Annotated in this window: 14 protein-coding genes; 11 read left to right on the top strand and 3 right to left on the bottom strand. The window is 37.4% G+C overall.

The window, feature by feature from the left end:
* Positions 1 to 9: 9 nt before the first annotated feature.
* Positions 10 to 684, bottom strand: coding sequence for a LytR/AlgR family response regulator transcription factor (locus PGN18_RS00775; RefSeq protein ID WP_335317434.1), 675 nt, complete (start codon positions 682 to 684; stop codon positions 10 to 12).
* A 232-nt stretch (positions 685 to 916) separates the two neighbouring features.
* The gene (locus PGN18_RS00770; RefSeq protein WP_335317433.1) at positions 917 to 2,455 is read right to left on the bottom strand and encodes a sensor histidine kinase; all 1,539 of its coding nucleotides are present in this window, start codon (positions 2,453 to 2,455) and stop codon (positions 917 to 919) included.
* Positions 2,456 to 2,954: 499 nt separating this feature from the next.
* Between PGN18_RS00770 and PGN18_RS00765 the strand changes: the two genes are divergently transcribed.
* From PGN18_RS00765 to PGN18_RS00735, 7 genes are all read left to right on the top strand, one after another.
* Positions 2,955 to 3,302 (top strand): Spx/MgsR family RNA polymerase-binding regulatory protein, encoded by a 348-nt coding sequence (locus tag PGN18_RS00765; protein WP_335317431.1) that lies wholly within the window; start codon positions 2,955 to 2,957, stop codon positions 3,300 to 3,302.
* A 68-nt stretch (positions 3,303 to 3,370) separates the two neighbouring features.
* On the top strand, positions 3,371 to 4,111 hold the full coding sequence (locus PGN18_RS00760; protein WP_335317430.1) for a carboxypeptidase-like regulatory domain-containing protein: 741 nt from the start codon (positions 3,371 to 3,373) through the stop codon (positions 4,109 to 4,111).
* A 115-nt stretch (positions 4,112 to 4,226) separates the two neighbouring features.
* Positions 4,227 to 6,212 (top strand): M1 family metallopeptidase, encoded by a 1,986-nt coding sequence (locus PGN18_RS00755; protein ID WP_335317429.1) that lies wholly within the window; start codon positions 4,227 to 4,229, stop codon positions 6,210 to 6,212.
* Positions 6,213 to 6,328: 116 nt separating this feature from the next.
* Complete coding sequence (locus PGN18_RS00750) at positions 6,329 to 6,736, top strand: RidA family protein (RefSeq protein ID WP_335317428.1); 408 nt, start codon at positions 6,329 to 6,331, stop codon at positions 6,734 to 6,736.
* A gap of 293 nt (positions 6,737 to 7,029) precedes the next feature.
* The gene (locus PGN18_RS00745; protein WP_335317426.1) at positions 7,030 to 7,650 is read left to right on the top strand and encodes a class I SAM-dependent methyltransferase; all 621 of its coding nucleotides are present in this window, start codon (positions 7,030 to 7,032) and stop codon (positions 7,648 to 7,650) included.
* 9 nt (positions 7,651 to 7,659) lie between these two features.
* Positions 7,660 to 7,881 carry a VF530 family protein gene (locus PGN18_RS00740; protein WP_335317425.1) on the top strand — a complete coding sequence of 74 codons (222 nt, stop codon included), beginning with the start codon at positions 7,660 to 7,662 and terminating at the stop codon, positions 7,879 to 7,881.
* A 182-nt stretch (positions 7,882 to 8,063) separates the two neighbouring features.
* Entirely contained in the window at positions 8,064 to 8,234 is a 171-nt protein-coding gene (locus PGN18_RS00735; protein WP_335317424.1) for a hypothetical protein, read from the top strand.
* 127 nt (positions 8,235 to 8,361) lie between these two features.
* On the opposite strand, the gene PGN18_RS00730 is transcribed toward PGN18_RS00735, so the two are convergent.
* Entirely contained in the window at positions 8,362 to 8,919 is a 558-nt protein-coding gene (locus tag PGN18_RS00730; protein ID WP_335317423.1) for a rhodanese-like domain-containing protein, read from the bottom strand.
* Between the two features lie 204 nt (positions 8,920 to 9,123).
* On the opposite strand from PGN18_RS00730, the gene PGN18_RS00725 reads away from it, so the two are divergent.
* From PGN18_RS00725 to rpsG, 4 genes are all read left to right on the top strand, one after another.
* Positions 9,124 to 9,435 carry a type II toxin-antitoxin system HigB family toxin gene (locus PGN18_RS00725; protein ID WP_335317422.1) on the top strand — a complete coding sequence of 104 codons (312 nt, stop codon included), beginning with the start codon at positions 9,124 to 9,126 and terminating at the stop codon, positions 9,433 to 9,435.
* Positions 9,419 to 9,778: a helix-turn-helix domain-containing protein gene (locus PGN18_RS00720; RefSeq protein WP_335317420.1), complete on the top strand. Its 360-nt coding sequence runs from the start codon at positions 9,419 to 9,421 to the stop codon at positions 9,776 to 9,778. The genes PGN18_RS00725 and PGN18_RS00720 overlap by 17 nt, the downstream gene beginning before the upstream one ends.
* Before the next feature lie 494 nt (positions 9,779 to 10,272).
* Positions 10,273 to 10,686, top strand: a complete 414-nt coding sequence (gene rpsL / locus PGN18_RS00715; RefSeq protein WP_010599925.1) for a 30S ribosomal protein S12 — start codon at positions 10,273 to 10,275, stop codon at positions 10,684 to 10,686.
* Positions 10,687 to 10,703: 17 nt separating this feature from the next.
* Positions 10,704 to 11,171, top strand: coding sequence for a 30S ribosomal protein S7 (gene rpsG, locus PGN18_RS00710; protein WP_025145241.1), 468 nt, complete (start codon positions 10,704 to 10,706; stop codon positions 11,169 to 11,171).
* Positions 11,172 to 11,199 lie beyond the last annotated feature (28 nt).

Here is an 11,199-nt window from a genome sequence, read left to right as displayed (position 1 = left end):
TTACTCTCATCACGTAAGTTGTATCCCGCCATAAGTAGCGCCGATCGGAATAATTTTTTCTCCAATCCAAATCTGGCTGCGGTCAAATTTGGATATTTTGTTTTTAGCGACAATAAAGGCACGGTGGCAACGGATAAAATCAATTTTTGGTAACAAATCAGCCAAGTCGTTGATGGTGATGCGCGAGCTTAACAATTTGCTTTGAAGCTGGATTTGGGTATAATTACCTGAAGCTTCAATATAAAGAATTTCATCAAGCGTTACTTTTACCTGTTCGTAACCATCTTTTATGAAAATGTGGTTGTCTTTAATCACCTTTTTTTCGTTTCTCAGGTTAAGCAGTTCGTGTGCTTTATTACAGGCTTTTAAAAAACGCGGAAGTGAAAAAGGTTTCAACAGATAATCAATCGCATCCAGTTCGAAACTTTGTACCGCATGTTCGGTATAGGCGGTAGTAAAAACAACCATTGGTGGTTTGCTCAGGCTCTTTAAAAAATCGATTCCGCTGATATCTGGCATTTTAATGTCAAGGAAAATCAGGTCAACCTGGTTATGCTGAAGATAGGTAATGGCTGCAAAAGCATCTGTAAAGGTTTCTTGCAAAATAATAAACGGAACTTTAGAGGCATGCGATTTTATAATATCTAATGCAATGGGTTCATCATCTATAGCAATGGCAATCATTTTGTATCTATTTTGTTTCTTCTGTCAATGCTGACGAAGGAAGCATCTCTGTTAGCTCACAAGCGATCGTCATTTCGACCGTAGCGGAGAAATCTTTTAAACTGAGACCAAAGATTTCTCCCCGCCTGTACGGGCAGGCATTACGCTGCGCTCCAGTCGAAATGACGAATCGTTCTAATTTATCAATTTAAATTATTTACTCTTTTATTTGATTTTTGAAAGATACTAATCACTAATCCAACTTCAAAGTTAAATGAACAAAAAACTCATTGGCACTTTCGCGGATAATTAATTCGTGTTTTCCATAATAGAGTAACGATAAACGTTGTTTAACATTTTCAAGTCCGATGCCGCTTTTTAGTTTTTCAGGATCATTATCAGCTTTAATGTATATGCTGTTGCTTACATCAAAATATAAAGTATGCTCTTTAGTTTGCAGTGTAATTTTAATATAAGAGGGCTGTTGTAAACTAATTCCATGTTTAAATGCGTTTTCGATAAATGGGATCAATAACATTGGCGTAATCTGCAGGTTATTCAGCTGTTCTTCAATATGCGTATCAATCCTGATATCTGCAGAGCGTGAGGTTCGCAACTTTTGTAAATCGATATAATTGTTCAGGTATTCCACCTCCCGGGTTAACGAAATTTTATCCTGTGTATTTTCATGGAGCATAAAACGCATCATATCACCCAGTTTCTGGATACCTTCGCCCGTTCTTTCCGCATTCTCCTGTAAAGCAGTTCCAAATAGTGTATTTAGCGCATTAAATAAAAAGTGTGGATTGATCTGTGATTTTAAAAAATTCAAGTTCGCGTCTGATTTACCCAACTCAGTTTTTAACATCTGTATTTCGCTGAGTTTTTCAAATTTATGTTTGTAGATATACCAGGCAGATGGTGTAGTGATACAGATTAAACATATGATATTTAAAACCAGTGTAATGGGTACAATTTCACCATTGCGCATAAAAGGGATGAGGATAATTAGCAAGAGGAGAGAAATGATTATCGTTAACCCCACATTTCCCCAGAAATAACGGCCAAAACCTTTAAAATTTTTTCGAAGGTTTGGAATGATGTAATAAATAGCCAGAAAGGCAAAGAAAATATTTATCGGTGGTACCAATAGCCAAATAACCAATAATTCATAATCGATCCTAAGCGAAAGTACGGCAGCAAATACCATGAGCAAAATCAGCCAGATTTTAGTAGCGGTAAAAATCTCCTGAATGATGTTGTTATTGTAATGGTTTAAAAAGGGAACTTTTTTTAACAGTTCTAATCCACGTTCATTAAAATAAGAATAGGCATTAATGAGCAGGTAGAGGAAAAAGATATAGCTGAACGCTTCACCAAAGAAAATGCCATAAGCCTGATCTATATCGTCATATTGCAGTAGTCTGTATGCTTGCGTATAGGTATTGGCAACCATCCAGGCAATAATAGAAAAAGCCGTAACCGAAACTGTGATGATCAGGTTCATGATCATATTTTGCTTCCTTGCCAATTGGGGCATTGAAACAAAATTGAATAGCAGAAAACTGAAGTAAAGCATGGTGATCTTAAACACTTCAGGAAGGAAAAAATTTTGAAGAACGTTATAATTTAAACCGTTATCAGCAAATTGGTATGAGTGTCCGGGTCCGTAATTGATCTTTGTACAAATGCTGATTAAGGCCAGGATATATAACGTTGTAGAGATCCAAAACTCCAGTTGATTGATGTTTTTAGATTTGATAGCAGCTGGATGACCAGAAATAATTTCCATTTGAGTTTTAAATTAATTGGTACAATTTTACAAAGAGAAATTATACCGATAAATAAAATGTGATGGACAGGGTTAAAAATGTGATGAACAAATAGATTTCGTATATAGAGTTGTGAACCTTGATAGCCCGCTCGCTGGAAAGTTGACAACTCTGTAATTTCTGGCTAAATGTTATGTGGAGTCAGATGTAATCATCTAATATTCGCGAAATCAATAATTCATTTTGTGTAGGATAGTAATATTCAACACCACGGATATTTCTAGAGTTGTCATTTTCATAGCCCGCTCATAAAAAGTTGATAACTCTTCATGTAACCAATGTTATTTATGTGCATTCAGATGTTACCGTCTGACTGTTCATGACATCCAATCTCCAAGACGTGCCTGATCCTGATTCGAACGCCACACGGATAAACAATTTTACTATCTTTGAAATAGATTTCTGGATTGCTTTCTCCATCATCCATTATACATTTTCATCTTACATTATAAACTCAATATGACCGTTTACGGAATTCCAAATTGCAATACAGTTAAAAAAGCACTCGATTGGCTAAAAGCACATCAGGTCGACTTTGAATTTCACGATTTTAAGAAAAAAGGCATTACCACTGAGAAGCTAAACGAGTGGTGTAACACTTTTGGCTGGGAAACGGTATTAAACCGTAAAGGTTTAACCTGGAAAAAACTAACTAAAGAAGAACAAGCCAAAATTGATAACCAGGATTCGGCAGTTAATTATTTAAAAGAAAATACCAGTGCAATAAAACGACCGGTTATCGAGCAAAACAACAAGGCTATATTGATTGGATTTGACGATGAAAATTATTTAAAAACACTAACTTAATTCAATTGTTCTAATGTTAAAGATTGTTAAATGCGGCTTTTAATTGTTGAACTAAGTTACTTTTGAGTATGTACAAACTGATCATTTTTCTATTGCTCGCATCGCCCATAGGTGTTTTTGCACAAACCGTAACCTCCGGTACAGTTTTCGATTTTTCGAAAAAAACGCTTTCGCTTCCTGGTGTTAGTATCAGAAATCTGAACAGCAAAAAATCAACCAGTACAAATAAAGACGGAAAGTATACCATAAGCGCCAATATTGGTGATCTTTTAGAGTTTTCTGCCGTGGGCTATCATACCGATACATTGTATTTAACCAACCTCTTGAACAGAACGATATATCTACCGGGTAAAACGAATAGCTTAAAAGATGTAGATATTACTGCAGTAAGGATGAACAGTCAGATTACAGATGCTAAAGATCCGTTAGCGGAAAAATATACGCTATTGAGTACAGGCGGAAACCTAAACCGTAAGCGTATGACTGACAAAGTTGGGGGTTTGAGTCTAAATTTAGGCTATGGTAAATATAAAAGACAACAGCGTAAAGAAGCAGATTTAGAAGAAAAGGAAATGTATCAGGATGAGATAGATGAAAATTTTACTCCAAGAGCCATTACTGAGCTGACTAAACTGGAAGGCGAGGAGCTTAAAAACTTTATGATCATTTATAGGCCCTCAATTGAAGCCGTAAAGGCCGAAAGGCCATTCCGCTATGCATTTTATATCTCACGTGCCTTTGCCGCATGGAACAAATTAACTCCTCAGGAAAGAAAATTGCAGGATTTGCCAAAATTAAAAGCTAATTAAGTCTTTTGGATAGAATTATTTCATATTATAACCATAATTAGTAACATTATAACCACATATAAATGCATATGTGGTTATTTTTTATATTTACAGCAGTATTTACAACCTTATTATCATGAAATTTTCTAAACTGATTAATTTTGGTTTGGTCTGTTGTGTTTTTGCGCTTTCAGCATCGGCTCAACAGGTTACAACCACCACACCAGCAACTAACTATAATCCTGCTGAAGCTTTTGGACCATTATTTTATACACAAAATGGGAATGAGTTCCGTTCTGCCAACGGTGCACCTGGTCCGAAGTATTGGCAAAACCGAGTTGATTATAACATTACGGCCAATCTGGATGAAACCAAAAACATGGTTAACGGAACAGTTACCATCACATATAAAAATAACAGTCCCGATAAATTGCCCTATTTATGGTTACAATTAGATCAAAATACTTTTAAAGAAACTTCACGCGGTTATGCCGTTACCCCATCACGCAGCCGTTATGGTGCACAGGGCGAAAAGTTTGATGGAGGATATAAGATCCAGAACATCAGCGTAGCCCAGAAAGCAGGTGTAGTAAAGTTCACCTCTATCGTTGAAGATACCCGTATGCAGATCCGTTTGGATCAGCCTCTGGCCCCAAATGGCGATCTGGTTACCATCAAAATGGATTATTCGTACATTGTACCTAAAGAAGGATCGGATAGAACCGGACATTTAACCACCAAAAACGGTGAAATCTTTGCCATCGCACAGTGGTTTCCACGCATGTGTGTATATGACGATGTAATTGGCTGGAATACTTTACCTTATTGGGGCGGTGGCGAATTTTATTGTGAATATGGCGATATCAATTTTGCCATCACTGCGCCGGCTAGCCATATCGTAATGGGGTCTGGTGAATTGTTAAATCCTGCTGAAGTTTTTACACCAGAGCAGCTAAAAAGATGGAACGCAGCTAAACAGAGCGATGCTACTGTACACATCCGTAGCGAAGCAGAAGTTACTGATCCAAAATCACGTCCGGCTAAAGATAAATTAACCTGGAAGTTTAAAATTATCAATTCACGCGACGCGGCCTGGGCTTCATCAAAAGCATTTGTATTGGATGCTGCAAGGTATAAATTGCCAAGTGGTAAAACAGGTTTAGCGGTTTCTGCACAACCAGTAGAAAGCAACGGTGTCGATTCTTATGGTCGTGGTGTAGAATATGTAAAAACTACTATTGAGCATTATTCATCAAAATGGTTCGAGTATCCGTATCCAATGGCTGTTAACGTAGCGACAAATATCGGCGGCATGGAATATCCGGGCATTGTTTTCTGTGGCTGGAAGGCAAAAAAAGCCAGTGCATGGGGGGTAATCGATCACGAATTTGGTCATACCTGGTTTCCGATGATTGTGGGATCCAACGAGCGTAAATATGGTTGGATGGATGAAGGTTTCAATACTTTCATTAATGGCATTTCTAAGAAAAACTTTAATAATGGTGAATATGCAGGTCCTCCGGCTGATTTACACAAGATTGGTAGCGGTGTGATCGGCAATCCAATTTACGAAAATATTATGCAAATGCCTGATGGAATGGCTGAAAGAAATATCGGTGTTAACTTATACAGCAAACCAGGATGGGGTTTGGATATTTTAAGAAACCAGATCTTAGGCGAAGACCGTTTTGATTATGCATTCCGCCAGTACATTAAAAACTGGGCATTTAAACACCCAACACCATTTGATTTCTTCCGTTCAATGGAAAATGGGGCAGGAGAAGATTTAGCGTGGTTCTGGAGAAGCTGGTGGTTAAATAGCTGGAAAATGGACCAGGGTATTGCTGGTGTTGAAGCCGTTAAACAAGGCGATAAATTGGTTGGCTATAACATTAGGGTTGTAAACCTGGAGAAAATGCCAATGCCAATTATTCTTCAGGTCAAAACCAAAAGTGGGAAAACGGAGACCGTAAAAATTCCGGTTGATGTTTGGATGAAAAATACCAGCTGGTTGGTTCGTTTCCCGACAACTGAAGAGATCGAGGCGGTTACTTTGGATCCGGATAAAGTATTGCCAGATTCAAATCCAGATAACGATACGTGGACTGCTGCGGGCAATTAAGCCCACATTAAATAAGTCCAGACCTCCTGATTTTAAATATCAGGAGGTTTTTTTATTGCAAATCGCCGACGATTTAATATTGGATATCATTTAGTTTAGCAATAAAATTATACAATATGGACACTTCTCTGATAGAAATAAGTAATCCCGAAGGTATTTATAATCCCCGGCCACATGGCTATTCGCATGTAGCGGCAGTTCCTGCCTGGAGTCAGCTGGTATTTGTTGCCGGTCAGGGTGGGAGTAAAACCGATGGTATTTTAAGTCCCGATTTCAGGACACAGGTAGCCATCGTATTTGAAAACATTGCCATTGTTTTAGCCAGCAAAGGTTTAAAAATGGAAAATATTGCCAAGTTAACTACTCTTGTGGTAGATTACGATGAGGCGAAACACGAGATCCTGATCGAAGAATCAAACAAAATCTGGCCTGACCAGAATTTTCCCGTAAATACACTTATTCCCGTACCAAGGCTGGCCTTAAATGGGATGCTGATTGAAATTGATGCGACGGCCGTTGGTTAATTTATAAATCAGGTTAAAATGATGTCTCATCTGATATTGGACAGGATTTAAAACATAGCTTGATGTTTTGGCGCTATGCTGGGAGCAGGCCATTCCTCCTAAACCTGACAGCAGCGGGCGTCCCGATAAAATCAGGATAAAGCGGATGGCGGGGCTGCATTGTCCGATCCCCACTACACATTGGTTTCCAAAAAAAAGTAAAATATGATTAATTTAGCATTGCTAAAGCATCTTAAGTGCTCCGGACGTTTTAAACCTCTAAAATAACATTAAAAACAATCGAAATTTTAAGGATGGAAAAAGGAGAACGCAAAAATGTTTATAAAGTTTACAATAAGATAGGTCGCTGGTTTGCCGAAAATCGTTATGCCGATTTGGTAGAAAAAGCTTACTTAAATGATATCCTCAAACACCTTCCACCTGATGGAAAGGTTTTAGACCTGGGCTGCGGTGATGGGAAACCCATATTGGAATATTTCGTTAACCATGGTATAAATGTTTTAGGTGTTGATGCCAGTACGCAAATGATTGAATTAGCCAGACTTAACTTCCCAGGCACAAGTTTTTTGCTAAAGGACATGCGTGAGCTGGATCTCGATGAGAAATTTGATGTAATTATTGCCTGGCATAGCTTTTTTCACCTTCCGGCTGATGACCAGCCTAACATGTTTACCATTTTTAAGCGTTACATAAAGGCTAATGGTATTTTATTGTTTACATCTGGAACGGAGCGTGGAGAAGTATGGGGAATGAACGGAGGCGAAAACCTTTTTCATGCTTCTTTGGCTACTGCTGAATATCAGAATCTACTTGAGGCAAACCAATTTGAGGTGATCAAACACAAAGTAAACGATCCCGATTGCGGCGGTGCAAATGTTTGGATGGCAAAGTATAAACCAGATAAATTACTTTAACTTTGCTCTATGGCCGAACAGCAAAAGAACAATCCTTTACACGGTATCACCTTAGAAAAAATAGTAACTGATCTCCATTCACATTATGGTTGGGAAAAACTGGGGTCATTGATCAGGATCGATTGTTTCAATAACAATCAATCGATCAAATCGAGTTTGAAATTTTTAAGAAGAATGCCCTGGGCAAGAAAAAAGGTAGAAGATTTGTACCTCGATACGTTTCGTAATTGATGAGATCACAAGGAGATTATAAAATCCTGGTAAATAGAAAAGTGGTTTCTGAATATATTAACGGGTAAAGGCTAAACTATACTTTTGACTTCGACTTACCATAATTCATTAATTCTTCATTTTGATTTTTGAGATTTAACTAACAAATAACAAGGTTTATTCATTTATTAATCGAACTGAAAATGAAAGCAATTAAAGTTTTAAGCATCGCTTTATTGGCCATGTTTACCTTCGCAACCGTTAATGCGCAAACTGCAGCACCTGTAAAACCAGCTATTGAAAAATCGCAGACTAAAAAAAGTCATAAAAAACATCATCATCATAAACACACACACAAAGTAACCAAAGCTTAAAAAAGGAAAGTCTTTCAGGTAAAACCGGAAGACTTTTTTGTTGCGCATCTAAATATTACCGTTTCTGCCTAGTTTGGGAAAAATTATTAAATTGAAATCCAATTCTAGGATCTGCTTTCGTTACAGGTTAAAGCTTATTTTTACTATCAGTTCCTTCAAAGCTTACCCGTTTATCCCGGGTGCTTACCAATTCAGAAAGCTCGTATACATTTCTATATCCATAGCCATATAAATTAATGTAAGTTGGAATATTAAGGGCCAGCGAGATAGGTGCTATCTTTTTCTTTATTAAGGAAGGTACAACTTCTTTGCTGGCAAAATTGATCTGGTCATCTATAAAATTATTATTGCAGTAAATGAGTATTCTGGTATCTGCATTGGGAATAATTTTTAACAGGTTTGCCTGAGTGAAATCAGCAAAATTTAAGTGAATGGCTCCTTTAATGTGTTTTCTTTCGAAAAGACTGTCTGAGCGTGTATCTAAAATAACAGTACCTTTTTCGCCTGCCATTTTTAAAAAAGCAGGTAAATCAACCAATTTACTTTTACGGTGTGCTTTAACCTTCGGTATGAGTTTTTCGTAAGCATCAAAATCTACATTGGCCTTTCTTTTAGTAGAAGTGGTTTGTGCATTACATAGATATACAAGGCTGCAAAGTATGATGGTGGCGATTCTTATTTTCATTTATTGAACTAAATGGTTAATGATTTTTATTTTATTGATTTAAAGATAAAGTATTTAATATTATGGCATAAAAAACAGCTGAGTATTTTATCCATCGTTGCGATCTAAACTTCTGTGGTAGTAGCAAAATAGCCTCGTGAAATTATGAGTTGTGAGAGAATAAAATAAATTTGTTTTGTTACCATTTTGGTAATACATTCGTGTGTGCGGATTATTGCTAAAAAAACACTTGTTGAATATTATAGGAAGCATAGTACTGCTAAGGCTAGTTTAGAGGCTTGGTATGGTGAGGTTGTTGATCAAGATTGGAATATGCCTGCAGATGTAATTAAATTTTATGCAACTGCAGATGTTATAATGGGTAAACGACTCGTCTTTAATATTAAGGGTAACGATTATAGATTGATTGCTGATATAGAATTTAAATTAAAAATTGTTTTTGTAGTTTGGATTGGTACGCATGCTAATTATGATAAAATTAATGTGGAGGAGGTGAAATATGTTAAAAGTAATTAAAACAGAGAATGAGTATGAGTTGGCTTTGGAAAAGGCTTACTTGTTGATGCAAAAAGATCTTGATTTAAATACCAAGCAAGCTGATGAATTGGATTTGTTGACGTTATTAATAGAACATTACGAAGAAAGTCATTATCCAATCGCACCTCCATCGCCAATTGAAGCCATCAAATTTAGGTTAGAGCAGTTGGGTAAAGCGCCAAGTGAGCTATCTAAAATTTTAGGTGCCCGTAGTCGCCAATCTGAAATATTGAGCGGTAAGCGCAAGCTCAGTTTGAGTATGATTAGAAAATTACATGAGGTTTTGAATATTCCGGCCAGTAGTTTGATTGGCGCTTATTAAACCATCAGTGCTATTTATTAAATATTGTGAAAACCGGAAGGCAAACTGATCTTTCTTTAAACTTTGCAGGAACACGTTAATATTATAAACCTAGTTTGCAACGTAAACGTGATATACGTGGAAAGTGAGTTCTTCACGAGCTTGTAACATTAGCGGGGCTGGCCTCTGTCTAAGGATGGCTGAAACTGCTTTCCAGATTAGCGTATAGCCATAATGGACAATGCCTGGATGGCTTGAATGTTTAAGGTGAAAAAGATGGCTTCACATCACCATTGTCGTATCCGCTTCAGTTCACAATGGCGACAAGAGAAAGGAAGAACTACAGCACCTTAATCCTCAACTGCGAACTGACAATTTCAAACCGAAAACTTTTTGCGCTAACCCCTTGATTTTTAAAAAGAATTGTTCTACTTTTGCAGTCCGTTTTATGGGCTATCTGTAAAGAAGCCGGGGGAGCGGTAAATTTTTTAAATAAAAAAACATAAAAAAGCACAATGCCAACCATTCAACAATTAGTTAGAAAAGGTAGAGTAGCACTGGAGTTCAAGAGTAAGTCTCCAGCGTTGGACAGCTGTCCACAGCGAAGAGGTGTATGTACACGTGTGTACACCACTACCCCTAAAAAACCAAACTCAGCAATGCGTAAAGTAGCCCGTGTTCGTTTAACGAACGGTAAAGAGGTGAATGCTTACATTCCTGGAGAAGGTCACAACTTACAGGAGCACTCTATTGTATTGATCCGTGGTGGTCGTGTTAAAGATTTACCAGGTGTACGTTACCACATCATCCGTGGTGCGTTAGATACATCAGGCGTTGCTGGTCGTAACCAACGTCGTTCTAAATATGGTACTAAACGTCCTAAACCAGGTCAGGCAGCTGCTGCACCTGCAAAAGGAAAGAAAAAATAATCGGGAGGAAATAACAAATGAGAAAGTCAAAACCAAAAAAGAGAATTATTCTTCCTGATCCAAAATTTAATGATGTTCAGGTAACCCGTTTTGTAAACAATATGATGTACGATGGAAAAAAATCTATCGCTTATTCGATTTTTTACGATGCTGTTGAAATTGCTGAGAAAAAAGCAGGTGAAAACGGTTTAGAAGTATTTAAACGTGCATTAACTAATATTATGCCAGCTGTAGAGGTTAAATCTCGTCGTGTTGGTGGTGCTAACTTCCAGGTTCCAACTGAGGTTAGACCAGAGCGTAAAACAGCTTTAGGTATGAAATGGTTAATTTTATATGCTCGTCGTCGTGGTGAAAAAACGATGAAGGAGAAATTAGCTGGTGAAATCGTAGCTGCTGCTAAAGGTGAAGGAGCTGCTGTTAAGAAGAAAGAAGATACGCACAAAATGGCTGAGGCTAACAAAGCGTTCTCTCACTTCAGATTCTAATTTAGAATTAACAGATTAGTAAGATTAC

Source organism: Pedobacter terrae (assembly GCF_036946585.1).
Taxonomy (GTDB): Bacteria; Bacteroidota; Bacteroidia; order Sphingobacteriales; family Sphingobacteriaceae; genus Pedobacter; species Pedobacter terrae_C.
The sequence above is the reverse complement of the archived record's forward strand: the minus strand, read 5'-3'. Positions and strand labels throughout refer to the sequence as shown.

Bases quoted from the DNA above. Each gene is read 5' to 3' on its own strand.
- PGN18_RS00775 (WP_335317434.1), bottom strand. From the start codon at position 684: ATGATTGCCATTGCTATAGATGATGAACCCATTGCATTAGATATTATA.
- PGN18_RS00770 (WP_335317433.1), bottom strand. From the start codon at position 2,455: ATGGAAATTATTTCTGGTCATCCAGCTGCTATCAAATCTAAAAACATC.
- PGN18_RS00765 (WP_335317431.1), top strand. From the start codon at position 2,955: ATGACCGTTTACGGAATTCCAAATTGCAATACAGTTAAAAAAGCACTC.
- PGN18_RS00760 (WP_335317430.1), top strand. From the start codon at position 3,371: ATGTACAAACTGATCATTTTTCTATTGCTCGCATCGCCCATAGGTGTT.
- PGN18_RS00755 (WP_335317429.1), top strand. From the start codon at position 4,227: ATGAAATTTTCTAAACTGATTAATTTTGGTTTGGTCTGTTGTGTTTTT.
- PGN18_RS00750 (WP_335317428.1), top strand. From the start codon at position 6,329: ATGGACACTTCTCTGATAGAAATAAGTAATCCCGAAGGTATTTATAAT.
- PGN18_RS00745 (WP_335317426.1), top strand. From the start codon at position 7,030: ATGGAAAAAGGAGAACGCAAAAATGTTTATAAAGTTTACAATAAGATA.
- PGN18_RS00740 (WP_335317425.1), top strand. From the start codon at position 7,660: ATGGCCGAACAGCAAAAGAACAATCCTTTACACGGTATCACCTTAGAA.
- PGN18_RS00735 (WP_335317424.1), top strand. From the start codon at position 8,064: ATGAAAGCAATTAAAGTTTTAAGCATCGCTTTATTGGCCATGTTTACC.
- PGN18_RS00730 (WP_335317423.1), bottom strand. From the start codon at position 8,919: ATGAAAATAAGAATCGCCACCATCATACTTTGCAGCCTTGTATATCTA.
- PGN18_RS00720 (WP_335317420.1), top strand. From the start codon at position 9,419: ATGTTAAAAGTAATTAAAACAGAGAATGAGTATGAGTTGGCTTTGGAA.
- rpsL (WP_010599925.1), top strand. From the start codon at position 10,273: ATGCCAACCATTCAACAATTAGTTAGAAAAGGTAGAGTAGCACTGGAG.
- rpsG (WP_025145241.1), top strand. From the start codon at position 10,704: ATGAGAAAGTCAAAACCAAAAAAGAGAATTATTCTTCCTGATCCAAAA.